The organism is Collimonas fungivorans Ter331 (assembly GCF_000221045.1).
GTDB lineage: Bacteria > Pseudomonadota > Gammaproteobacteria > Burkholderiales > Burkholderiaceae_D > Collimonas > Collimonas fungivorans_A.
This window is the reverse complement of the sequence record NC_015856.1, coordinates 541,006-564,724: the sequence shown is the minus strand read 5'-3', so window position 1 is coordinate 564,724 and position 23,719 is coordinate 541,006. Positions and strand designations below refer to the sequence as shown.

Genomic DNA, 23,719 nt, shown 5'->3' with positions numbered 1-23,719 from the left:
AAATAATTATTTCAATATCAACATTATGTTGCAGCAATGCCAACCGCGCAGTGTTTCATTGTTTGCGAAACATCATACTGGGGACTGAAGACAGATTAATTGAAGCCGATCAGGACTGGCAAGTTTTTTGCTTTGCGATTTCGTTTATACTTTCGGGATGAGTCTAACCGATACCAAAATTTTGCCCCGAAACCTGCCCCAGTCATTCGACGCCGGCCGTGCGCTGAAGCTTGCTCGCAGCACCCTGCAAATCGAAGCCGACGCCATCATCGCATTAAAGAACAGGATTTCCGACGCCCTCGATGATCCTTTTGCCCAGGCGATTGCCTTGCTGCTCAATTGCCGCGGCCGGGTGGTGGTGTCCGGGATAGGAAAGTCCGGCCATATCGCGCGCAAGATCGCCGCCACGCTGGCCTCTACCGGTACCCCTGCCCTGTTCATCCACCCCGCCGAAGCGGCCCACGGCGATCTCGGCATGGTGACCGAGGACGATGCTTTCATCGCCATTTCAAATTCCGGCGAAACCGCGGAACTGATGGCGATCGTGCCTATCATCAAGCGCATGGGCGCCAGCCTGATTGCGATGACCGGCAACCAGGACTCGGCGCTGGCGCAGCTGGCCAATGTGCACCTGGACGTCAAGGTCGACCAGGAAGCCTGCCCGCTGAACCTGGCGCCGACCGCCAGCACCACCGCCACGCTGGCGATGGGCGACGCCCTTGCCGTGGCGCTGCTCGACGCGCGCGGCTTCCGTGAAGAAGATTTCGCCCGCTCCCATCCCGGCGGCGCCCTCGGACGGCGCCTGCTGACCCACGTGCGCGACGTCATGCGCGGCGGCGAAGCGATCCCGGCGGTGACCGCGGATGTATCGCTGTCAACCGCGCTGCTGGAAATCACCCGCAAGGGCATCGCCATGACCGCCGTGGTGGATGAAAAATTCCACGCCATCGGCGTATTTACCGACGGCGACCTGCGGCGCCTGATCGAACAGGTGCAGGATTTCACCAAGCTGAAGATCGCCGACGTCATGCACGCCAATCCGCACAGCATAGGGCCGGACCAGCTGGCGGTCGACGCGGTGCACATGATGGAGCAGTTCCGCATCAACCAGCTGCTGGTGACCGACGCCGCCGGCACGCTGGTCGGCGCGCTGCATATCCATGACCTGACGCGCGCCAAGGTGATCTGATGACGACCCCGGCCAAGCACGGCAGAATTGCCGACCCTGCCGACCTGACGGCGCGCGCGGCGCGGGTGCGCCTGATGATTTTTGACGTCGACGGCATCCTGACCGACGGCGGCCTGCTGTACGGCGCCGACGGTGAACAGCTGAAGCGTTTTAACGCGCTCGACGGCCATGGCATCAAGCAGCTGCAGCAAAGCGGCGTCGCCACCGCCATCATCAGCGCGCGGCAGTCGGCGATTGTCAGCCGGCGCGCCAGCGACCTCGGCATCGCCCATGTGCAGCAGGGCGTGCACGACAAGCATGCTGCTTTCGTCAAATTGCTGGAGCAGCTGCAGCTGGCCCCGGATGCCTGCGGTTTTATCGGCGACGATGTGATCGACCTGCCGATCCTGTCGCAAGTCGGTTTCGCCGTCAGCGTGCCCAACGGCCATGCCGATGTCCGCAGCCGCGTGCACTACGTCACCCAGGCCGGCGGCGGCCACGGCGCCGCGCGTGAAATCTGCGACCTGATCATGCAAGCGCAAAATACCTACGCCGCCACGCTGGCGTCGTACCTACGCACAACACCGTCGGGCGTCGCATGAAAAACCTGCGCTCCACTTACCGCTTCCGCTTCCTGCTGCTGCTGATATTGTTCATCCTGCTGGCGCTCGGCAGTTTCTGGCTGGTGCAAGTGATGCACAAGAATACCGAAGACCTGCTGCCGAAGGTGACGCGCACCGCGCCGGATTATTTCGTCGAGCATTTCAACTACGTGCAGATGTCGCCCACCGGGCAGCCGCGCTACAACATCGCGGGCGATCTGCTGACCCATAATCCCGGGGACGATTCGTTTGACGTGCAAAAGCCGCTGATCCATAGCCTGGACAAGGAAAAGCCGCCGATGAACCTGCGCGCCGACCGCGGCAAGATTGAAGACAACAACAGCAAGGTGCATTTGTACGGCAACGTCAATGCAGACCGGCCGAAGACGCCGCAGGCCGACAATTTCCATCTGAAATCCGAATACCTGCTGCTGCTGCCCGACGACGACGTCATGCAATCCGACCAGCCGGTGGAAATGACGCTGGGACAATCGGTATTGCACGGCACCGGCATGGATTTCAATAATTCCACGCGAGTACTGAAAATGTTCAGCAAGGTGCATGGCGTGTTCCCGCCAAAACCTCGCTGATCCGGCAATTTATTTTATGCACTCCGCTTATGCACATAGCTCTATCCTTTATCCAGGATTTTTCATGAAACGACTATTTTTCATATCCCTGCTGTTGCTAAGCGCCATGAACCTGGCGCACGCAGAAAAAGCAGACTCCGAAAAACCGACGCTGATCGATTCCGACCAGCTCACCTATGACGACGTCAAGCAGGTCAATGTCGCCACCGGCAACGTGGTCCTGACGCGCGGCACGCTGCTGATGAAAGCCGACCGCGTAGTGGTGACCACCGATCCGTCCGGCTACCAGTTCGCCACCCTGTACGCGGACCCGGGAAAACTCGCCACATTCAAGCAGAAACGCGACGGCGGCCCGGACCTGTGGATCGACGGCCATGCGGAACGGATCGAATACGACGGCAAGACTGAAATCACCAAGCTGTTCTCCAAGGCGCAGATGCGCCGCCTGCAAGGCGACAAGCCGACCGACGAAGTCAACGGCGAGTTCATTTCGTATGACAGCCGCACTGAATTCTATTCGGTCAACAACACCGTCAACGGCAACAGCCAGCCGGGCGCCGGACGCATACGCGCCGTCATCCAGCCGCGCCCGAAGGCGCCGCAATGAGCGCCGCAGTGAGCACATCAGTGAGCGGCGCGCCCAGCACCCTGATCGTCAAAGGCCTGCAGAAAAGCTACGGCGCGCGCCAGGTGGTGCACGATGTTTCGCTGGAAGTCCGTTGCGGCGAAGTGGTTGGACTGCTTGGCCCTAACGGCGCCGGCAAGACTACCTCGTTCTACATGATCGTCGGCCTGGTGCCGTCGGACGGCGGCGAGATCGACCTCGACGGCGTCGACATTTCGCGTTTGCCGATCCACAGGCGCGCGGTGCTCGGCCTGTCGTACCTGCCGCAAGAAGCATCGGTATTCCGCAAGCTGACGGTGGAAGACAATATCCGCGCCGTGCTGGAACTGCAGCGGCCTAACGACAAGCCGCTCACCAAGGCCCAGATCGACGAGCAGCTGCAGAAACTGCTGCATGAACTGCAAATCGAAAAACTGCGTGAGAACCAGGCGCTTTCGCTGTCGGGCGGTGAGCGCCGGCGCGTCGAAATCGCCCGCGCGCTAGCCACCAATCCCCGCTTCGTGCTGCTGGACGAACCGTTTGCCGGGATCGATCCGATCGCCGTGATCGAGATCCAGCGCATCGTCCGCTTCCTCAAGGAACGCGGCATCGGCGTGCTGATCACCGACCATAATGTGCGCGAGACACTCGGCATCTGCGACCGCGCCTACATCATCAACCAAGGCAGCGTGCTGGCCAGCGGCAGTCCGGACGACATCATCGCCGACGAGTCGGTGCGGCGCGTATACCTGGGCGAGCATTTCCGCATGTAGCTCGCCGGGTTGCAATTGAACGGTCGGGGACAAGCAACTCGCCGCGCTGCGGCGGCAGCCTGCCCCGAACAAAGAAATGCAAGTGAAACATCCAAGTGAATTGTCTGCACGGAAGCCATGAAACAATCACTCCAGCTACGCACCTCGCAGCATCTTGCGCTGACGCCCCAGTTGCAGCAGTCGATCCGGCTGCTGCAATTGTCTACGCTCGAACTGCACCAGGAGCTGGAACAGATCCTGTCCGACAATCCGCTGCTGGAACGGGTCGACGATCCGCTCGATAACTCCGTGCGCCTGCTGGCGGACGGCGCCATCAGCGGCGCCACCTCAACCATGGACGCGCCGGTGGGCGACAGCGAAGTGAGCAGCTCGCCGAGCGAAAGCGAAGCCGGGCTGGACACGCCTCCGGCCGCCGAAAACGGCCCGGAAAACGGCGACAGCGAATGGAGTTTCGACGATGTCGCGCGCAGCTCGAAGACGCCGGACGACGAAGATGCGCGGCCGCAGCTGGAAGCCCACGAATGCACGCTGCGCGAACACCTGCTGCAGCAGATGCGCGAGACGCTGAACGACATACGCGACCGGGCGCTGGTCGAGCTGACCATCGATGCGCTGGACGACAACGGCTACCTGGAAGAATCGCTGGAAGAGATCCTCGAGCGCCTGCCGCCGGAACTGGAAATCGCCATCGAAGAGCTGTCAACCGCGCTGAAAATGGTGCAGAGTTTCGACCCGGCCGGCGTCGGCGCCCGCAATGCGGCGGAATGCCTGGGCTTGCAGATCAAGCGTTTTATCAAAGTGCCGTTTGTCACGCGCCGCCTGGCGTTGGCGATCGTACAAGACCACCTGATGCTTTTTGCGCAACGCGATTTCAACAAGATCAAGAAGGCGCTCGACTGCGACGACGAGGACCTGCGTGAGGCGCAGGCCGTCATCAAGCAGTGCAATCCGCATCCGGGCGCGCCGTTCGCCGCCAACGCTTCCGATTATGTGGTGCCGGACGTGATCGTCAGGCGCAGCAAGCAGGGTTGGCAGGTAATGCTGAACAACGACGTCATGCCAAGGCTCAGGGTAAATGTCCTGTATGCCAACATTCTCAAGCAAAGCAAGGGCGACGGCGCCCTCACTTCGCAGCTGCAGGAAGCCAAGTGGCTGATCAAGAATATGCGGCAGCGATTCGACACCATCCTGCGCGTGGCGCAGGCGATCGTCGAGCGCCAGAGGAATTTCTTTTCGCACGGGGCGGTCGCCATGCGGCCGCTTGTGTTGCGTGAAATAGCTGATACACTGGGACTACACGAGAGTACTATTTCTCGTGTAACCACTCAGAAATACATGCTCACTCCCCACGGGATGTTTGAACTGAAGTATTTCTTCGGCAGCCATGTTGCTACTGAGGCAGGTGGAGAGGCTTCCTCAACGGCAATCAGGGCACTCATTAAGCAATTGATAGGAGCGGAAGATACAAAAAATCCTTTCTCTGACAGCAAGATTGCCGACATGCTTGCGGAACAAGGTATGGTGGTCGCCCGCCGCACCGTCGCAAAATATCGCGAAGCACTGAAAATTCCGTCAGTTAATTTACGCAAAGCCTTGTAGTTTTTTTTCTGGTTTGATTGTAAAGCTTACCCTTGCTGTGTGCTGACCAAGCGGGTTTCATTGGTTCTTGCCAGGACAGTTTGTAGTGAACCGTCCGCTTAAAGATCCTGCGTATCCCGTTCCGGACCGCCAGCAATATTCTTGATAGGAGCGCTGTATGAACTTCACCATCAGTGGGCATCACCTCGAGTTAACCCCTGCCATTCGCGAATACGTACAAAGCAAACTAGAGCGTATCAAACGCCATTTCGACCAGGTCATCGATATCAGCGTGATCCTGACGGTCGACAAGATTACTGAAAAAGAAAAGCGCCAAAAAGCAGAAATCAATCTGCGCGTAAAAGGAAAAGATTTGCATGCCGAAAGCATTGCCCACGATCTTTATGCCGCCATCGACGCCTTGATCGACAAGCTCGATCGCCAGGTGATCAAGTACAAGGACAAGATGCAAGACCACCAGCACGATGCCATCAAGCACCTGCCGGAAGAACTCCCTGCCGCCGCGACCTGATCCGGCCTGCGCGAGCTGTGTGGCTCGCGCCAATAAATGAACAAGGGCGCAGTCAATGCGCCCTTTGTTATTGTCAAACTTAGTTCAAACAAAATTATTGTTTATCGTTGCAAGGCGCTTTTACTTCAATGCGCCGAACACCTTGCCGATAATCGCGCTGCCGGCGCCGACCGGATCCTGGCGTATGGCTTTTTCTTCATCGCCGATGACGGTGTACAGGCCGTCCAGTGCGCGTTGCGTGACATAACCTTCCACCGTACTCTGCTGGGCCGGCACCATGCCGGTCTTGCCGACTTGTCCCATGACCGAATTGTATTGCGCCGACAAGCCGTTGCGGTCGGTCACGCCTTTGACGATAGGCAGGAATTTCTGGCCCAGCTGCGCCGAAGTCTTTTGCTTGAAGAAATCGGTCACCGAGGTATCGCCGCCGGTCAGGATGTTTTTTGCGTCCGTGACCGACATCGATTTGACCGCATTCAACAGCAAGGGCTTGGCCAGCGGCACCGCCTGTTCCGCGGCATGGTTCATCGACACCACCAGGTCGTCCAGCTTCTGTCCCTGGCCGGTCATCCGCAACAGCGGCATGGCTTTATCGAGCACGCTGGGCAAGCCGATCTTGACCTTGTCGTTATTCAGGAAACCGTTCTCGACGCCCAGCTTGGACACGGCAACATCCGCGCCTTTTTGCAAGGCGGCTTTCAGGCCGCTGCTGGCGTCCTGGTTGCTCAGGTCGCTGAGCGATAAAGCCAGCGCTGCAGAAGCCGCTGCCGCCAGGGTCAAAGTCACTGCCGTTTGGTATATGCGTCGCATAGCGATCCTCATGAAGTTATATGGATAACGACAAAGTCTAACCCAGTTTGTTGCGATTAGATCAAGAAGCTGAAAATCGCCTTGCTGCGCGAATATCGGTTAAAGATGGCCTTCGTCCACCAGGAACAGGCGCCTGTGCTCGCGGATCGCATAACGGTCGGTCATGCCGGCGATGTAGTCGGCAATCGCGCGCGCCTGCGAGTTGGCGTCGGCGGCGCCGGCCTGGCCGAGCTGGTAGTCCGGCGGCAGCAGGGTCGGTTCGGCGCTGAAACAGGCATACAGTTCGGCGACGATGCGGCCTGCCTTGGCGGTCATGCGGTTGACCAGGTAATGCCGGTACAGGTTTTCGCGCAGGAAGCGTTTCAGCAAGGCGGCCTGTTGCGCCATGCCATCGGAGAAAGCGATCAGGGGCGGCGCATTGCGCACGTCGTCGACGCTCTGCAGGCCGGCATCCAGGATCCGCTGCTGCGAGGTCTGGATCAGGTCGGTGATCAGGGCGTTGATCATGCGCCGCACCGTTTCGTTGATCGCACGGCGCCCGCTCAGGCCTGGAAACAGTCGCTCGACCTCGCGGCTATGTCTGGCGTAAAAATCAATCTGGTTCATCTGCTCCAGCGTCAGCAAACCTGAACGCAGGCCGTCGTCGACATCGTGGTTGTTATAGGCGATCTCGTCGGCCAGGTTGGCCACTTGCGCCTCCAGGCTCGGCTGCCTGCGCTGGATGAAGCGCTCGCCGATATCGCCCAGTTTCTTGGCGTTGGCCAGCGAACAGTGTTTCAGGATGCCTTCGCGGGTCTCGAACATCAGGTTCAAGCCGTCAAACGCGCCGTAGCGCTGTTCCAGCTGGTCGACCACACGCAGGCTCTGCAGATTGTGTTCGAAGCCGCCATGCCCCTCCATGCAGTCATTCAGGGCATCCTGGCCGGCATGGCCGAATGGCGTATGTCCCAGGTCGTGGGCCAGCGAAATCGCTTCCACCAGGTCTTCGTTCAACTGCAGGTTGCGTGCAATCGAGCGGGCGATCTGCGCCACTTCGATGCTGTGCGTCAGGCGCGTGCGGAACAGGTCGCCTTCGTGGTTGACGAATACCTGGGTCTTGTATTCCAGGCGGCGGAATGCGGTGCAATGAATGATGCGGTCGCGGTCGCGCTGGAAGTCGCTGCGCGCGCTGGGCGGCGCTTCCTCGAACAAGCGTCCTCGCGACAGCGCAGAATGTGCGGCGTATGGGGCTAGGGATGCTTCCGGATTCATCGCGGCAGGTCTCCCGAAGCCAGTTGCTGCAGCGTCGCCAGCAACGCGTCCTGCGGCGCGCCGGTGATCAGATGGCCGCCCAATGGTTTCATCAGGATGAACTTGATCTGGCCGTCTTCATTTTTCTTGTCGATCTGCATCAGCTCCAGCCAGCGCCCGGCGCCAAGGTTGGGCGCCTCGGTCGGCAAGCCGGCGGCGCGCACCAGCGCGCTGACGCGCTCCTTGTCGACCGCGCTGATGTGCCCCAGCCGGTGCGACAGATCCGCCGCCATCACCATGCCGCAGCCGACTGCTTCACCGTGCAGCCATTTGCCGTAGCCCAGGCCGGATTCGATCGCGTGGCCGAAGGTGTGGCCGAAATTCAGGATCGCGCGCAAGCCGCCTTCGCGCTCGTCTTGCCTCACCACGTCGGCTTTCAGTTCGCAGGAGCGGCGGATGGCGTATGCCAGGGCGGCGTTGTCGCGCGCCATCAGCTTGCCGATATTGGCTTCTATCCATTTGAAGAATTCGGCATCGATCACGGCGCCGTATTTGATCACTTCCGCCAGCCCGGCCGACAGCTCGCGCTCCGGCAAGCTGTGCAAGGTCATGGTATCGGCGATCACGGCTTGCGGCTGGTAGAACGCGCCGATCATGTTTTTGCCGAGCGGGTGGTTGATGCCGGTTTTGCCGCCCACCGAGGAATCGACCTGCGCCAGCAAGGTGGTCGGAATCTGCACGAACGGCACGCCGCGCATGTAGGCTGAAGCCGCGAAACCGGTAAGGTCGCCGATCACGCCGCCGCCGAGGGCGATCAATGTCGTCTTGCGGTCACACTTTGCGCTCAGCAGGCGGTCGAAAATCTGCATCAGGCTGGCCCAGTTCTTTTCTTCTTCGCCGTCCGGCAGCACGATTTCCAGCACACTCTTGCCGGCGTCTTTCAAGGCCTGGCTAAACCCTTGCAGGTAAAGCGGGGCGACGGTGGTGTTGGTCACCACGGCGACTTGCTTGCCGGTGATCAGGCGGGCGATCCGTTCGCGGTCGTTCAGCAGCGACGGCCCGATTTCGATCGGGTAGCTGCGCTCGCCCAGCTCTACCTGGAGCGTGATGGTCGGCGCCGGGGCCGGAGGAGTGGACTGCTGGGTTAACTGTTGATCCATGGACGAATTCGGTGAAGTAGGAACGATCGCGCCAGCCTGGCTGACCAAACCCGATCCTTGTCCGGGTTCGTCGGGCAGCAATTCCAGCTGGCTCAAAATGCTGTGTACCAGGAATTGTACGTTAGGTCGGCCGGTGTCGATGACAATGTCGGCTACATCGCGATAATACGGCTCGCGCTGCCGCGACAGTTCTTCCAGGCGTCGGCGCGGATCGGCGGTTTGCAATAACGGCCGGTTCTTGTCGCGGCTGGTGCGCTGCAGGATATTGTGGATGCTGGCACGCAGGTAAATCACGGTGCCGCGGGTTTTCAGATATTCTCGGTTTTCCGGCCGCATGACGGCGCCGCCGCCGGTGGCCAGCACGATGCCGCGCCTGCCGCTGAGGTCGCGTATGACTTCCGTCTCGCGCTGGCGAAAGCTCTCTTCGCCTTCTATTTCAAAAATCAGGGGAATCGAGACGCCGGTACGCGCCTCGATTTCGTGATCCGAATCAATGAATAGCTTGTTGAGTTTTTTTGCCAGAGCGCGGCCAACCGTAGTCTTGCCCGCGCCCATCAGGCCTACCAGAAAGATATTGCCTGTGTACCGCACCATTTCACCACTCAACCTTTTGCTCAAAATGCAGACACCGGCGTCAAAACCGGTGTCTTCTGTGCAATTAGTGCCCAGCGATCCGGTCAAGGACGATCTTCGGTGTCAGGAAAATCAATAATTCAGTTCGTTTGTTAACAACTGCCGTTTGTTTGAAAAGATAACCCAGAACCGGAATATCTCCAAGCAATGGCACTTTGCTAACATCATTTGAAATTGTCTGAGTGTAAATACCGCCAATCACCACCGTCCCACCATTTTCAACCTGGACCTGGGTCTGGACATGCTTGGTATTGATCGCAACACCGCCTGGAACCGTGGCGCCGACGCTGTCATTGGTGACATCTACTGTCAAAATGACATTGCCGTCCGGGGTGATTTGCGGAGTCACTTCCAGCTTCAGATTGGCTTTCTTGAACTCTACCGATGTAGCGCCGCTGCTGGTTGCGTTCTGGTACGGAATTTCAGTACCTTGTTCAATCAGGGCTTTTTGCTGGTCGGCTGTCACCACACGCGGGCTGGAGATGATCTTGCCTTGGCCGTCCGCTTCCAACGCCGACAACTCCAGGCTGATGAATTTCGACGCAGCGGAATTGAACAGGGTCAAAGCCACCGAACCTGCCGTGCCGGTACTAGGATTGGCTGGCAGATTGACCGAATTTCCACCAATTATAGGCAGCGCACCAGTCGTTGCCGACGCAGTTTGATTACCGCCGGCGGTGACATTATTGCTGTTGAAACCGAACCCAAGCTTGGCGCCAAGATTACGGCTGAAGCCGTCATTCGCTTCGACCATCCGCGCTTCGATCAGGACTTGCCTGGAAGCGATATCGATTTTCTGCACCAGGTTGCGGATATTTTGCAAGATGGTCGGCGTGTCGGTAACGAACAATTGGTTGGTGCGCGGATCGATCACGGCGCTGCCGCGATTTGACAGGATAGTGTTTTTCTTGCCGCTACCGCCGCCACCTGAGTCGTCAATCCCGAACACCTTCTTGAAGGCTTCGGCTTTCTGATAGTTCAGCTGGAAGGATTCGGTGCGCAACGGCTCCAGTTCGGCAATTTGTGAACGCTGTTCAAGTTCCAGCTTTTCTTTGGTCAGCAATTCGTCTTTAGGCGCGATCCAGATGACTGAACCGTTCTTGCGCATGTCCAGGCCCTTGGCCTGCATTACGATATCCAGAGCCTGATCCCAAGGAACGTCTTTCAGACGCAGGGTCAGGTTGCCGCCGACGGTATCGCTGGTAATGATGTTCAAGCCGGTAAAGTCGGCAATCACCTGCAGCACCGAGCGCACTTCCACGTTCTGGAAATTCAGGGACAGCTTGTCGCCGCGATACCCTTGTGCACCTTGCGCCAGCTTGTTCGGGTCTTCCTTGATCGGCTTGACCTCAATCACCAGCTGGCTGTCGCTTTGGTAAGCGCTTTGCTCCCAAAGACCCTTAGGCTCGATGATCATGCGTACATTCTCGCCCTGGGTGACGGTGGTGATGGTCTTCACCGGCGTGCCGAAATCGCCTACATCGAGCTTGCGGCGCAAGACATCCGGCAAGCTGGTTTTGAGGAAATCCACCACGATGGTCTGGCCCTGCTGGCGCACATCTACACCGACCTGGGTATTCGGCAAGTCAATCACTACCCGGCCTTCGCCCGCAGTGCCGCGACGGAAATCGATATCGCGCAGAGCTGGTTTGCCATTCAACAAGGCAGGAGCAGGCGCTGCCGCCTGCGCCACCGGAGCAGCGGCAGGACGCGCCGGCAAGCCGGCTGCATTGACCGGCGTTGCCAGGCCGCCGGAACCGTCGATGGTGACGATCAAGGCGTTGCCGTCCATCGCAGTGGCATAGGACAAGGTACGTTTCAGGTTGAACACCAGGCGTGACCGGTCGTCAGCTTGCGCCACGACCACGTTGCGCACATCGCCCAGGCTGATATCCTGGGATGTCTTGCCGGTGGCGTTGCCGACGCCGATAAAATCGAAAGCGATGCGCGCCGGACTGATCACGGCAAATGCCGTCGGTTGTGAACTCAGCGGGCGCTTGAAGCTGATCTTGACGATCACATTGGCGCCTTGCTGATTGGCGTTGATCGAAGTAATCGCATTATCTTCGGCCGCCATTGCCGGCGCTCCCGACACCAGCAAACACAGCAACGCCCCCAACATCAAGGCTTTCTGCCGCACCGCGCTCAGCCGACTCACGCTCAGGTTAACGAATTTTTTTCCTGCTGCAATCATTTTGTGCTCTCCTGCAACGCTAACTTGGCTTCGCGCTCGACCCATTCGCCGGACGCATCTTGTACGATTTCTTTCAACATTACTTCGGACTCCGTGATGCCTGTAACCATGCCGAAATTCTGTCCTATGTAATTCCCCACCTTGGCCTGGAACACGGTCTTGTCGACTTGCAGCAGGACATAGCTCAACCCCACTTTTTGCAAGGTTCCCACCATCTTGATGGTATCCAGCGGATAGTTTTCCAGCGTTTCACGACGCCGGTCCATGTTCGGCTTCAGGCCGTTCGACTTGCCCTGCAGCTTGGCCAGCGCCACCAGCAGCTTGCTGGGGTTGTATGGATCGATGCTGGTCGCGCCGGCATAGGTAAAGGGAATGAACTTCTTCGGTTCGGTCAGCTTCGGGATTCCTATCTTGGTATGGCTCTTGACGTCAGCCATCCACTCTTTCACTTCCTGCACGCCGCTGTCGCCGCAACCTGACAAAGTTGAGATGAATACGACAAAAAATGTCACCTGGGTCAGACGCCCAATGCGAAAAAACGTCATTTTTGACCTTTCTGCTTAGCTGAATCAGTGACTTTGCGCTGCGCCGCCACTTCGTCCTTGTCCAGGTAGCGGAAGGTCTTGGCAATCGCGTCCAGGCTCAGCGCGCCATCCTTGCCTGTAGTTAGATTCATATTGTTCAAGGTCACGATGCGCGGCAGGTTGGCGATGTCGCTGGCAAACGAGCCGACGTCGTGATAATTGCCGGTTACCTTGATATTGATCGGCAGCTCGGCGTAGTAATCCTTCACGACTACCTGGCCTGGCTTGAACAATTCAAATTGCAGGCCGCGCCCCAGGCCGGCCTGGTTGATATCGGACAGCAAGGCATCCATTTCCGCCTTGCTAGGCAATTGTTTCTCCAGAGTGGCGACGTAATCCGCCACCTGCAGTTTTTGCTTCTGCAACGCATCCAGGTTGATGGCTTGCTGGATCTTCGACTTGTACTGTTCTTTCAGCTGCACTTCCTTCTGCTCGCCGGCGTTCAGCTCATCCTGCTGATCGCTCCAGTACAAGAACCAGCCTACCAGCAACACCAGCAGGAACACCCCCACGCCCGACAGCACGCGAGGAACTATCGGCCATTGGCCTGGATGGCGGCCATTCAGTCCGCGAAATTGCGCGCTCAGCGAGGCGCTCAAATTATTCATATCCATCACTTGGCGTCTTTCAAGGTTGCTTTGGGCGCGGCCGTCGCCGGGGCCGCGACGCCGGTTGCTGTCGCTGCAGCCGCAGCCGTTTTTGGCGCTCCAGCGGCAGGAGCGCCTGTCGCAGGGACGCCTGCCGCATCTTTGGCATCCTTGTCGGACGGCCGTTTGATGCCGACATTGACAGTGAAAGCGAAGACGCGCTTGCTATCGCGGCCAGTGCCGCCGATATTGGCGGAACGGATTTCAATCAGGTCAGGGCGTTCCAGCCAGGCCGAATTGTTACCCAGGTTGCGCAGCAGCTCAGACACCCGCTCATTCGACTGGGCATAACCATTCAACGCTACCCGCTGCCCTTCCTGCTTGAGGGAGTTCAGGTAGACGCCTTCCGGCACCTGCTTGACCAACTCATCCATCAGGTACACCGGCTGGTTGCGATCGCTTTGCAGATCCTCGACGGCTTGCTGGCGCGCTTTCAACGCTTCGATTTCCTGCTTGAGAGTGGCGACTTCCTTGATTTCGCCATCCAGGCGCGTGTTTTCCGCCGTAATGAAGCGGTTACGCTCATTCTGGTTGGAAATACCGTTGGCGAAGAACGCGCCGACCAGCAGCACCACGATCAGGCCAATGATGGCCGACAGCAGCAGCATGGCGAAATAGGCGTTCTTGCGCTGCTTGCGCTTGGCTTCGCGGTGCGGCAATAAATTAATCTTGATCATCAGCCAAACCTCCGCATGGCCAGGCCGCAGGCAACCAGGTAGGACGGCGCATCCATGCGCAATTGTTTTTCCCGCACATTCGGCCCTAGCTGCATGCCGGTGAACGGACTGACCACTGAAGTGGAAATCTTGGCGCGCCCGGCCACTACTTCAACCAGGCCCGGGATAGTGGCGCAGCCGCCGGCCAGGAACAGCTGGTCGAGGCGCGTGTACGGGGTCGAGGTAAAGAAGAACTGGATCGCCCGCGTGACTTCCAGCGCAGCGCTTTCCAGGAAAGGGTTCAGGATTTCCTGCTCATAACCTTCTGGCAAGTCATTGTTGCGCTTTTTCGTCTCCGCCTCCTCATACGAGAGGCCATAGGCGCGCACGATGTCCTGGGTCAGCTGGTTGCCGCCAAACGGCTGCTCGCGCTCGTAAATCAGCTGGCCGTCCAGCAACGCCGACACATGCGTGGTCTGGGTGCCGATCTGGAACAGGCCGACAATCTGCCCCTGTCCTGCTTTCGGCAACTGCCCGATGATGCGGTTGATCGCCGCCCGCGCCGCGTAGGACTCGATGTCCATCACGGTCGGCTTGAGGCCGGCAGCCTCCGCCACCGCTACCCGGTCTTCCACCTTTTCCTTGCGGGTGGCGGCCAGCAGCACTTCAACGTCCTCCGGCGAATGCTGCGCCGGGCCGATCACGTCAAAATCAAGGCTGACCTCATCCAGCGCAAACGGAATATATTGGCTGGCCTCGGATTCGACCTGCATCTCAAGCTCTTCTTCCAGCATGCCGCTGGCCAGGATGATCTTTTTGGTAATCACCGACGCCGGCGGCATGCCGAGCGCCACCAGCCTGGTGCCGGAGCCGCTTTTTTTCCACAGCCGCCGGACTACCTCCGTGACTTGCTCGATATTTTCAATATTGCCATCCACCACCGCGCCGCGCGGCAACGGTTCCGAGGCATAGCGCTCCAGACGCAATTGATCCTTGCCCGTCTCGGACAGCTCAACCAGCCTGACGCCAGACGTACTAATATCAATCCCCACCAGAGGCGGGTTCTTTTTACCGATCAGCGATCCAAGATCTAATGCCAAGAGCATTTCTCCCGAGTATGTATTATTTGGGGAACATTCTGCCTGCAAGGCGGTCGCATTAGCGGTATACCGTCTCGAAGTTAGGAAAAACCTGTAAAACAGGGCTTACAGCAATGTTAAATTTTGTAACGTGAAATCGTAGCAATAAGAGGGGGCTACTGTAAAGAAATTTTCCACGCGGAAATTGTTTAAGTAGTACAAAAAACGGCTCCATAGCGCCTCTGCCCATCCAAATTTGTTTTTTATCGACAATTTCTGTCTGAATTTCGCAACGTAGTTTGCGGTTCATCAAGAACGCATGATGCAGAGCAAGTTTTGAGCCAAGGGCTGTGCCGTTATAATGCGTGGCATCCAACTTTCATAAAACGCATCGAATGACGCCTCCAGACACAGCCAGCGACACCCAGCAATACCCCTCTCCTTCGCGCCGTCGCCTGCCGCTGCTGCTACGGCTAGTGCTTGGCTTTTTTGGCATTGTTGTCGGCCTGGCAGTTATCGGCTGCCTGACTTTTTTCCTGATGCTGGCGATGGCTTACCCGAATCTGCCGGAACTCGATTCGCTCACCGACTACAAACCCAAGATCCCGCTGCGCATTTTTTCGGCTGACGGCGTACTGATCGGCGAGTTCGGCGAAGAGCGGCGCAGCCTGGTGCATATCAACGAGATTCCCGATGTGATGAAAAAAGCCGTGCTGGCGATTGAAGACGATCGTTTTTACCAGCATGGCGGCGTCGACTACCAAGGCATCTTGCGCGCCAGCTTTTCCAACCTGACCGGCGGCGGCGGCGGCGCCAGCACGATCACGCAGCAGGTCGCCCGCAATTTTTTCCTGACCAGCAACGAGCCGACATTCTTCCAGAAAGCATCGCGCAAGTTCCTGTATGAAATCCCGCTGGCATGGAAAATCGAACGCAACCTGAGCAAGGATCAGATCCTCGAGGTCTACATGAACCAGATTTACCTGGGCCAGCGCGCCTATGGTTTTGCCTCTGCGGCGCAGATCTATTTCGGCAAGCGGCTGCAGGACATCACCACGGCGGAAGCCGCGATGCTGGCCGGTCTACCGAAGGCGCCATCGGCCAACAACCCGGTCGTCAATCCAAAACGGGCGACGGTGCGCCAGCAATACATCCTGTTGCGCATGCTGCAACTGGGTTACATCAACGCGGCGCAGTACGAACAGGCCAAGAATGAAGCCTTGCACATCAAGACCGGCGCCAGCGAGTTCGGCATCCATGCCGAATTCGTCTCCGAAATGGCGCGGCAGCTGGTGTACGAACAATTTAAGGAAAATACTTATACGCTTGGCCTCAACGTCTTCACCACCATCACCAAGGCGGACCAGGACGCAGCGTATATAGCGCTGCGCCGCGGCGTCATGGATTACGAAAAGCGGCGCGGCTATCGCGGCCCCGAGGGTTACATGGAGATCCCCGAGGGCACCAAGGAAGAAGCCGAAGACGCGATCGAAGTGGAACTGGCCGACCATCCCGACAGCGATGAAATCGTCGCCGCGGTGGTGCTGGAGGCAAATCCGAAACTGGTGCGTGCGGTGCTGTCTTCGGGCCAGGAGATCAGCATCAGCGGAACCGGGCTGGGCATCGCCACCAACCTGCTGAGCGACAAAGCGCCGCCGCAACGCAAGGTCAAGCGCGGCGCCATCATCCGCGTCATGCTGGAGGGGAAAAACTGGACCATCACGCAGATGCCGGCGGTGGAATCAGCGTTTGTCGCGGCGGACACCAAGGACGGCGCCGTGCGCGCCCTGATCGGCGGTTTTGATTTCAACCGCAACAAATTCAACCACGTCACCCAGGCCTGGCGCCAGCCGGGCTCATCGTTCAAGCCCTTCATTTACTCCGCTTCACTGGAAAAAGGCTTGTCGCCGGCCACCATCATCAATGACGCGCCGCTCAGTTACGGCGGCGGTCAGACCGGCGGCCAGATCTGGCAACCGAAGAACTACGGCAATAAATATGAAGGTCCGATGAGCATGCGCAAGGCCCTGACCAAGTCTAAGAACGTGGTCTCGGTGCGCATCCTGGACAAGATCGGCGCCAAATACGGGCAGGAATATGTGACGCGTTTTGGTTTCGATGCTGACAAAAATCCGCCATACCTGACGCTGGCCCTGGGTGCGGGTGCAGTGACGCCGCTGCAAATGGTGGGCGGTTACGCAGTGTTTGCCAACGGCGGCTATAAAATCAGTCCCTACATCATCAGCAAGATTACCGACGCCAACGGCACCGTGTTGTCGCAAGTGCATCCGGAAACCGCCGGCGATGAAGCCAACCGCATCATCGATCCGCGCAACGCCTTCATGATGGATAGCATGATGCGCGACGTGGTGCGCTACGGTACCGCGGTCAAGGCGCTGTCGCTCAACCGCACCGACCTGGCCGGCAAGACCGGCACCACCAATGATTCTCTGGACGCCTGGTTTGCGGGTTACCAGCCGTCGCTGGTGGCGGTCGGCTGGATGGGCTACGACCAGCCGCGCAGCCTGGGCGACAAGGAGACCGGCGGCGGCCTGGCGCTGCCGATCTGGATCAGCTTCATGCAGCAGGCGTTGAAAGGCGTACCGATGGAAGACCGCGTGGTGCCGGAAGGCCTGGTCCATTCCGGCGGTGAATATTATTATGCGGAATACCCGCCGGGTGTCGCCACCCAAAGCCTGGGCGGCGGCGCCACGGCGCCGACGGAGGAAGAAAAAGCCAGGGAAGAAGTCAAGAACGAATTGTTCTGATCCTGGCAGGTTGCCAGTCCAGCAAAAAGGCTTCCCTGAACCGATCAGGGAAGCCTTTTTTAATTCGAATACAGATCCAGCAGGCGCCGGGTATAAATCTCGATATTCTCCGGCAGGCTCACATCCAGCGTGCGCAGCAAGGTCTGGGCATGGCGCCGGTAATCCTCCAGTTGCGCATCATGCGTGGCAAACGCCTGCAATACCGCCTGGCCGCCGGCGAAAGAATCGAACTCCGGATAGTAGTAGCCGTAGTCCTTGATGAATTCCGAGTTGTGGATCAGCGGATAAGCGCCGTACAAAGCTTCGTAGTACAGGTAATTCTGGCCGTTTTCCCAGTGATGCGAAATGATGCAGTCGCCGTAATTGGCCATGAACTCATACACCGCGAAGCGTCCTTCAAAAGACGCCAGGCCATGGTTCACCACATCCAGCGAGCGCGCAAACTGCGAAAACTTCAGGTGCTCTTTCAGGTGCAAGGTATTGCAGACGCTGAGGTGCTCCAGGAACTCCGGCTGCGCCCGATAAGCCTCTTCGCATGCCAGCATCGGCAACAGCGAGGTTTTCACCATGCAGACGTTGGGTTCGAAGCTGCACACCCGCCAGCGCGGCTTGCCCGGCTGGTAGCCGTAGCTGAGATGGCTGGGCAAGGTGGCGATGCCCTTGGCAAAGAACAGCGGCGTCCACAGGTGCGGCACGATGTGCACCGGCGCCCGCGCCGTCAGCCCGAAATAATCCTTGCAGCTGCGCAGGTACTCCGGCAAGGTCCACACCGCATCGTAAGGCTTGTCGCTGCATAGCCCGCCATGTGGTTTGTCGAATATCGCCCGTTCAACATCGATCACATAGTCGTTGCCCACCCGCATCCAGGCATAACGCCCGCCGCGCTCGCGGAATCTCCTGACCCAGTCTTCATTCAGCTGGGCGCTCATTTCAATCACCACGTCCAGAGTTTCCATGGCCTGCTCCAGGCCGATCATGTCTATCCCCAGGTCGCCCATCATCATGGCGTCGTTCACCTGGTCGGTCTGGCCGTCCAGCACCAGCACCGCGCGTTCGACTGCAGGCGACTGGTTGAACAACTGCACCAGGAATGCGCAGTTCTGGAAGATGCCGTTTTCCCATATCGATTGCGGTCCGGGACGCACATACAGGGTGACGCCGACGCGCAGCTTGCGTTGGGGCAGAGGATGGCTCATACCTGACCTTCCACGGTGTGCTGAAGTCTTTTCACAAATGCTTCCACATTTTCGGGGCGTACCGGATCGAGCTTGCTCAGGTAAGCGGTCCCCGCTTTTTTATAGTCGTCCCAGAATTCCGGTTCCTGGTTCCAGGCGTCTAGCAAGGCGTGTCCGCCTGCGCTGGCTTCGAAATCCGGATAATAAATGCCTACACCACCAGCTTTCAGATATTCCGAATTATGTATCAGCGGATAGCCCCCGTAGAGCGTGTCGTAATACAGATAATTCAAGCCCCATTCCCAATGATGCGAGACCACGGCATCCATCTTCTGCTGCGCCATGCATTCGACAAACGCCACGCGCGGCTCATAGCTGGCCTTATGGTGTTTGGTCAGATCGAGATTGATAGCGAAACGGTTAAAGGTTGGATGCTCTTTCATATGCACCGTGTTCATAACCATCATCATGCTCACCGACCGCTGATCCAGGCGATAAGCCTGCTCGCATACCAGCATCGGGATAAAGCAGTTTTTGCCGACAGATATGTTCGGTTCGAAAATCGCCGTGCGCCAACCAGGCCGGTCGATGCCAGTCCTGGCCTGATAACCGAATTGATGGCCGCCTCTTTCAACTACCTCAACATGTTCTTGGATAAACAATGGCGACCAGATGTGCGGTATGGCAAACACCGGCACCCGCGATACGGTGCGCAACAATGGTCCGCTGCTTTTCATGAATTGCGGCAGCGTCCATATCTCATGCCACGGTGTCCCATTGAAAATTTGGCCGCTGGGGCGATCGAACATCGGTGCTTCGGCATTGTCAGCAAAGGTATGACCGACAAAAAAAGTGATGATCTTGACACCCAGCGCGCGTACATGACGCAACCACTCCAGAGGCAACTGCGCGCCCATTTCGATCACAACATCAAGTTCGAAGGTGACATCCTGGGGTTTTACCAAAGGCACATCTAACCCGTTCAGGCCCATCGCGTCAGGCATATGGTCAAGCGCCCCGCCGTTCAACAAAAACACGCGGCCGACTTGCGGGCTTTGCTGCAGCAGCAACACCAGAAAGGCCAGATTCTGATTGAGACCGTTGGACCAAAGCTGCGCGCCTTGAACCGGAAAAATAGAGATGCCTACATTGATTTTTTTCATGAATTAGGAGAGATTAAAAATCATTAGTTCATGCAATCGGCTGTTGCAATAATGTGGCCAATAAGCGCTCATATTCCGCTGTGACTTGCGGACAACCAGGCAGATAATGACTCAACACCTGCCGCTGGCGCGCCAGATAATCCTGCCAGCCGGCGTCGTGCGAATTCAGTACTTCAAGCAGCTTGCGGCTGCCTTCTTTCACATTGTTGCCCTCGTAGTAGTAACCGAGGTCGCTGCACATGTAAGCGTTATGCACCAGCGGATAACCTTGCCAGCAGACGTCGAAATAAAAATAATTCAGCGCATTCTCGATCTGGTGGGAAATCACTACATCGGTCATCTGGCTCAGGAACTGCGGCGTGTCGAAGCGCCCCAGGAACACCGCCTTGTGTTCGCGCACGATATCCAGCTGGTTCATCACGGCAATGAATTCCTTGCTCTCGCGCGCTAGGCGCTCGGCATTGGTGACATGCAGGATTTCGACGTCTTGCGGCTGCTGCCGATAGGCTTCTTCGGCAATGAACGCAGGATACATGCAGAATTTCACGATATCGTTATTCGGCTCCATCACGGTGAGCCGCTTGGGACCGGAGCGCGGGCGATATTCGCCGTGATGTTCAAAACCTTGGCTGCGCTGGTTGACGAAGATCGGATCCCATACAAACGGCACCACTTGCGCCGGCCGCCGGCGCAGGGTCTCGAAGTAGGACTGGCTGTTGGTCGCAACCTGGGGCACCATCCAGATCGCATCATAGCGCTGGTTGACGAACAGGTCGTAGCCCCACATCGGCCGGTTGAACAATACCGATTGCATCACGTGCACGTACTCGAATCCGCAACAATAGGATATCAGGCGGCATCCTTGCGTCTTCAGGTAAGCAGTCTGGTCCGCACTGATCTGGCCGCCCAGTTCGATCAGCACATCCAGGTTGTCCTTGGCCTGCTCGAAAGTCACGGTCGGCCAGCGCGCCTGGTCCCATGGCAGCGCCGCGGTGATGGCGACCACGGTAGTATTGACCAGGTGCACCGAAGCTATGCTCGGGCATTGTTTCAGCGTTTCAGCCAGGTAGACGGCATTTTGCTTGATGCCGTTGTTCCACAGCGATTCGTTTTCCTGGTGCAAACCGATGGTGATGCCGATACGCAAAGTGCCTGTGCTCATGTCTTGGATTCAAAGTAAGGATGTATCGTGTCTGTCTCGTGTCTGTCATTTGCGCGCCGGCGCCGCCATTTTGGTCTGCTCGGTCCAGCCGTACTGCACATAACGCCGGATGATCAGGCAGCCCGGCGGCGAATCCACCAGGGAGACCGAACCGCCCGGCTCGGCCGGCGACACATACACCGTGAAAGTCGGCAGCAAAGGCGTGGCGCTATAGCCTTTCAATTCGGTATCGGCAATGCTCTTGCATGAATACGGCGCGATCGAAATGCGCTCGGCCGACACCGAACAGGCGCCGCCCTCCTGCGGCACCGCAGTGATGGATACCGCTGCCGATGCGCCGGCGTATTCGATCCCGGTCAAGGAAAAGAATGGTCCGCGGTCCGGATGGGCGCGGTCCCAGTCCACCAGCACATCGTGGGCGCTGGTGCCATTGATGGCCAGCGCCGACAGGCGCGTGATGGCTGGCTGGCACTGCTTGACGCCGACGCTGCGCGCCGCTTCCGCCAGCAGGTTTTTCGGTCCCGCGGCAGCCGCCTTGGCGCCGGGCAGGTCGGACTTCATTTGTCCGTGTGCGGCTGGCATCGACGATGTTAAAAGAACGGTGCAGATCAGCGTCAGCCATGGCTGCCGGCGTGCGCTTGGTAAACCTGTGGATTTGCTTGTGTCAGAAATAGGCGGTGCATGCATTATCAGCTGAATCCGTTTATGGTGAGCGGGACGCCGGATCCGGCATCCGAGGTAGCGGGGGTTGTTGTTTCCGGCACAGGGACAGGTACCTCGACCGGCGCCGGCTCCATGGCGGGTTCCGGTATCGGCGCGGTTGCCGCCGGCAACGGCTGGATATCAGGCGCGCCGGGTGGCGGTGTTGCTGGCGCAGGTTCCGTGGCGGGCGTTGCCGGCGGTGCGGCTGGCTCCATGGCAGGCAGGGTCGATGGTGTTGCCGCAGGCTCCACCGTAGGAACTGCCGGCGCCGGCGTTGCAGGTACGGCAGGTTCTACAGCCGGGACAGCCGCCGGCGCCGGAGCGGCCAAGCCGGCCTTGGCAGCCGCCGCAGCCTGTTCGCGCTTCATCATGGCTACCACGGCCTTTTCACACTCATCCTCGCTGTCGCATGGCAGGACGAAATCTTTTCCCTCCCACCAGCCACGCAGCACATAGATGCCGTTCTCGGCCCGCCTGCCCTTGCCATCGCTCAGCATCTCCTGGTATTGCGGGTGCGCCGGCGGAAATGTCATGATCCCGTAGCCCAGCTGGTGGCCGCGATGCCATTGTCCGCTATACACCGAACCGTCGGCGAAAGTCACCCTGCCTTCGCCTTCCGGCAGCGAGTCGATGAACATGCCGTCAAAACGATTGCCGGGTTCTTCCACGCCCGTGGTGTGGCCGCGCATTTTTCCCTGCTCCATGTTGCCGGTCAGCTCCGATACTTGCTTGTTGCTGTTGAGCCAGCGCACGGTGCCGGGACCTTGCGCCAGATCGTTCTCGCAACGCCCGCTCCAGCGCACCGTGACGTCGCGGTTGAGCGCCCCGGGGCTCCAGACTTTACAGCCGTTGCTGGTATCCGCGGCCCAGTGCCGGGGCGTTTCGGCCGCACCGCTGTTCGCCTGCAGGGTGGTCGCACCGGCCGCGGCGGGAGCGTTGGCGGCTCCTGCCGCGGCTGGCGCAACCACCGATGCAGCCAGCAATGCGCAAGCCAGCAGCATGGCTTGCATCCCCTTCCTCGCCAACGGACGAGATCGATAACCTGCCGCGCCGCAGGCCGAACTCCAATCACCCGGTTCTTCCGAATCCCTGCTTATCATCGTGCTGATTGTCGTGTTCATTGGTGGCTATCGATAGTTGAACAGCGTTGAACAACTCCTTGCTACCGTTTTTCCCCAGGCCCGAAACCCTGCCGGCCGGCGAGCGTATCAAAACAACATTGTATTGTTCGTATCTTACGACAAATGCGGCCGGAGAAATCGCTTGTCCAGCTGCGCCGCCAAGAAAAATTTACAGCACTATCGGCACGCCGCCCTGAGCGCTGATCATGCCCGACAATGCGGTAAAAAACTCTGAACCGTCGCGGGTATTGAGCCAGCTGCCGTCCTTTTGCCGATAGTGGAAACCGCCGGATTTGGCGGCAATCCACAATTCCTGCATCGGCGCCTGGCTGTTGACGATGATCTTGCTGCCGTTGTCGACAAATTCGATCTCCAGCACATTGCCGCTGCGGCTGCATTCCACATCCAGGTCGGTATGGTCGGCAGCCTGCTCCAGCGCCGTCTCGATCTTGCCCAGGGCAGCCTCTGCCGCAGCCAGGAATTCTGATTCTGTCATGCTACACTCCAATCCATTTCGTTAAACTGTGATTCTAATCCGTGAAGCCCATTTTTGATTTGCCGCGTATTCCTATGATCGTTGCCGCGGTCGCCGCTACGCTCGGCCTGGCCGCCTGCGGCCAGAAAGGCCCGCTGTTCATGCCGGCCAAGCTGCCGCCGCCTATCGTCAGGACCACGCCGGCGCCAGCCAAGCCAAATGTTGCTCCGGCGACATCTGACGACACCATTACCCCGGCGCAGCCGGAAGCCGTAGACATACCAACAATACCCGTTACCAGATAAGCCGCCCC

At 58.5% G+C, this 23,719-nt stretch carries 23 protein-coding genes; 9 read left to right on the top strand and 14 right to left on the bottom strand.

Annotation, left to right across the window (positions count from 1 at the left end; genetic code table 11):
* The first annotated feature begins 157 nt into the window (after window positions 1-157).
* The 7 genes from CFU_RS02440 to hpf all read left to right on the top strand — a co-directional run bounded on the left by CFU_RS02440 (window position 158) and on the right by hpf (window position 5,847).
* Complete coding sequence (locus CFU_RS02440) at window positions 158-1,189, top strand: KpsF/GutQ family sugar-phosphate isomerase (RefSeq protein ID WP_014004459.1); 1,032 nt, start codon at window positions 158-160, stop codon at window positions 1,187-1,189.
* Window positions 1,189-1,770: a KdsC family phosphatase gene (locus tag CFU_RS02435; protein WP_014004458.1), complete on the top strand. Its 582-nt coding sequence runs from the start codon at window positions 1,189-1,191 to the stop codon at window positions 1,768-1,770. Before CFU_RS02440 ends, CFU_RS02435 begins: the two co-directional genes overlap by 1 nt.
* Window positions 1,767-2,360 carry an LPS export ABC transporter periplasmic protein LptC gene (lptC, locus tag CFU_RS02430; RefSeq protein ID WP_014004457.1) on the top strand — a complete coding sequence of 198 codons (594 nt, stop codon included), beginning with the start codon at window positions 1,767-1,769 and terminating at the stop codon, window positions 2,358-2,360. Before CFU_RS02435 ends, lptC begins: the two co-directional genes overlap by 4 nt.
* Window positions 2,361-2,424: 64 nt before the next feature.
* Window positions 2,425-2,967: a lipopolysaccharide transport periplasmic protein LptA gene (gene lptA, locus CFU_RS02425; protein WP_041741111.1), complete on the top strand. Its 543-nt coding sequence runs from the start codon at window positions 2,425-2,427 to the stop codon at window positions 2,965-2,967.
* The gene (gene lptB, locus CFU_RS02420) at window positions 2,964-3,737 is read left to right on the top strand and encodes an LPS export ABC transporter ATP-binding protein (protein WP_014004455.1); all 774 of its coding nucleotides are present in this window, start codon (window positions 2,964-2,966) and stop codon (window positions 3,735-3,737) included. The genes lptA and lptB overlap by 4 nt, the downstream gene beginning before the upstream one ends.
* A 117-nt stretch (window positions 3,738-3,854) precedes the next feature.
* Complete coding sequence (locus CFU_RS02415; protein WP_014004454.1) at window positions 3,855-5,336, top strand: RNA polymerase factor sigma-54; 1,482 nt, start codon at window positions 3,855-3,857, stop codon at window positions 5,334-5,336.
* 157 nt (window positions 5,337-5,493) lie between these two features.
* On the top strand, window positions 5,494-5,847 hold the full coding sequence (hpf, locus tag CFU_RS02410) for a ribosome hibernation-promoting factor, HPF/YfiA family (RefSeq protein WP_014004453.1): 354 nt from the start codon (window positions 5,494-5,496) through the stop codon (window positions 5,845-5,847).
* 120 nt (window positions 5,848-5,967) lie between these two features.
* On the opposite strand, the gene CFU_RS02405 is transcribed toward hpf, so the two are convergent.
* The 8 genes from CFU_RS02405 to CFU_RS02370 form a co-directional block, all read right to left on the bottom strand.
* Window positions 5,968-6,657 carry a DUF4197 domain-containing protein gene (locus CFU_RS02405; protein ID WP_050808454.1) on the bottom strand — a complete coding sequence of 230 codons (690 nt, stop codon included), beginning with the start codon at window positions 6,655-6,657 and terminating at the stop codon, window positions 5,968-5,970.
* Between the two features lie 99 nt (window positions 6,658-6,756).
* Window positions 6,757-7,908 carry a deoxyguanosinetriphosphate triphosphohydrolase gene (locus CFU_RS02400; protein WP_014004451.1) on the bottom strand — a complete coding sequence of 384 codons (1,152 nt, stop codon included), beginning with the start codon at window positions 7,906-7,908 and terminating at the stop codon, window positions 6,757-6,759.
* A complete protein-coding gene (gene aroKB, locus CFU_RS02395) occupies window positions 7,905-9,641 on the bottom strand; it encodes a bifunctional shikimate kinase/3-dehydroquinate synthase AroKB (protein ID WP_041741110.1) in 1,737 nt (578 codons plus the stop codon). Before aroKB ends, CFU_RS02400 begins: the two co-directional genes overlap by 4 nt.
* 64 nt (window positions 9,642-9,705) lie before the next feature.
* Complete coding sequence (gene pilQ / locus CFU_RS02390) at window positions 9,706-11,802, bottom strand: type IV pilus secretin PilQ family protein (RefSeq protein ID WP_041742938.1); 2,097 nt, start codon at window positions 11,800-11,802, stop codon at window positions 9,706-9,708.
* Between the two features lie 68 nt (window positions 11,803-11,870).
* Window positions 11,871-12,419: a pilus assembly protein PilP gene (locus CFU_RS02385; protein WP_014004448.1), complete on the bottom strand. Its 549-nt coding sequence runs from the start codon at window positions 12,417-12,419 to the stop codon at window positions 11,871-11,873.
* A complete protein-coding gene (locus CFU_RS02380) occupies window positions 12,416-13,072 on the bottom strand; it encodes a type 4a pilus biogenesis protein PilO (RefSeq protein WP_041741109.1) in 657 nt (218 codons plus the stop codon). The genes CFU_RS02385 and CFU_RS02380 overlap by 4 nt, the downstream gene beginning before the upstream one ends.
* On the bottom strand, window positions 13,072-13,782 hold the full coding sequence (locus tag CFU_RS02375) for a PilN domain-containing protein (protein WP_014004446.1): 711 nt from the start codon (window positions 13,780-13,782) through the stop codon (window positions 13,072-13,074). Before CFU_RS02375 ends, CFU_RS02380 begins: the two co-directional genes overlap by 1 nt.
* A complete protein-coding gene (locus CFU_RS02370; RefSeq protein WP_236904504.1) occupies window positions 13,782-14,861 on the bottom strand; it encodes a pilus assembly protein PilM in 1,080 nt (359 codons plus the stop codon). The genes CFU_RS02375 and CFU_RS02370 overlap by 1 nt, the downstream gene beginning before the upstream one ends.
* Window positions 14,862-15,235: 374 nt before the next feature.
* Here CFU_RS02370 and CFU_RS02365 point away from each other — a divergent pair, with 374 nt between their 5' ends.
* Window positions 15,236-17,608: a penicillin-binding protein 1A gene (locus CFU_RS02365; protein WP_081466391.1), complete on the top strand. Its 2,373-nt coding sequence runs from the start codon at window positions 15,236-15,238 to the stop codon at window positions 17,606-17,608.
* Between the two features lie 59 nt (window positions 17,609-17,667).
* Here the strand turns inward: CFU_RS02365 and CFU_RS02360 are convergent, their stop codons facing one another.
* From CFU_RS02360 to cyaY, 6 genes are all read right to left on the bottom strand, one after another.
* Window positions 17,668-18,804, bottom strand: a complete 1,137-nt coding sequence (locus CFU_RS02360) for a DUF2827 domain-containing protein (protein WP_014004443.1) — start codon at window positions 18,802-18,804, stop codon at window positions 17,668-17,670.
* Window positions 18,801-19,946 carry a DUF2827 domain-containing protein gene (locus CFU_RS02355; protein ID WP_014004442.1) on the bottom strand — a complete coding sequence of 382 codons (1,146 nt, stop codon included), beginning with the start codon at window positions 19,944-19,946 and terminating at the stop codon, window positions 18,801-18,803. The genes CFU_RS02360 and CFU_RS02355 overlap by 4 nt, the downstream gene beginning before the upstream one ends.
* A gap of 28 nt (window positions 19,947-19,974) precedes the next feature.
* A complete protein-coding gene (locus CFU_RS02350; RefSeq protein ID WP_014004441.1) occupies window positions 19,975-21,108 on the bottom strand; it encodes a DUF2827 domain-containing protein in 1,134 nt (377 codons plus the stop codon).
* 45 nt (window positions 21,109-21,153) lie between these two features.
* Window positions 21,154-21,669 carry a hypothetical protein gene (locus tag CFU_RS02345; protein WP_148264739.1) on the bottom strand — a complete coding sequence of 172 codons (516 nt, stop codon included), beginning with the start codon at window positions 21,667-21,669 and terminating at the stop codon, window positions 21,154-21,156.
* A gap of 128 nt (window positions 21,670-21,797) precedes the next feature.
* On the bottom strand, window positions 21,798-22,820 hold the full coding sequence (locus CFU_RS25345) for a hypothetical protein (RefSeq protein ID WP_041741107.1): 1,023 nt from the start codon (window positions 22,818-22,820) through the stop codon (window positions 21,798-21,800).
* Between the two features lie 280 nt (window positions 22,821-23,100).
* Window positions 23,101-23,427 carry an iron donor protein CyaY gene (gene cyaY, locus CFU_RS02335; protein WP_041741106.1) on the bottom strand — a complete coding sequence of 109 codons (327 nt, stop codon included), beginning with the start codon at window positions 23,425-23,427 and terminating at the stop codon, window positions 23,101-23,103.
* A gap of 74 nt (window positions 23,428-23,501) precedes the next feature.
* Here cyaY and lptM point away from each other — a divergent pair, with 74 nt between their 5' ends.
* Complete coding sequence (lptM, locus tag CFU_RS23605) at window positions 23,502-23,711, top strand: LPS translocon maturation chaperone LptM (protein WP_081466390.1); 210 nt, start codon at window positions 23,502-23,504, stop codon at window positions 23,709-23,711.
* Window positions 23,712-23,719 lie beyond the last annotated feature (8 nt).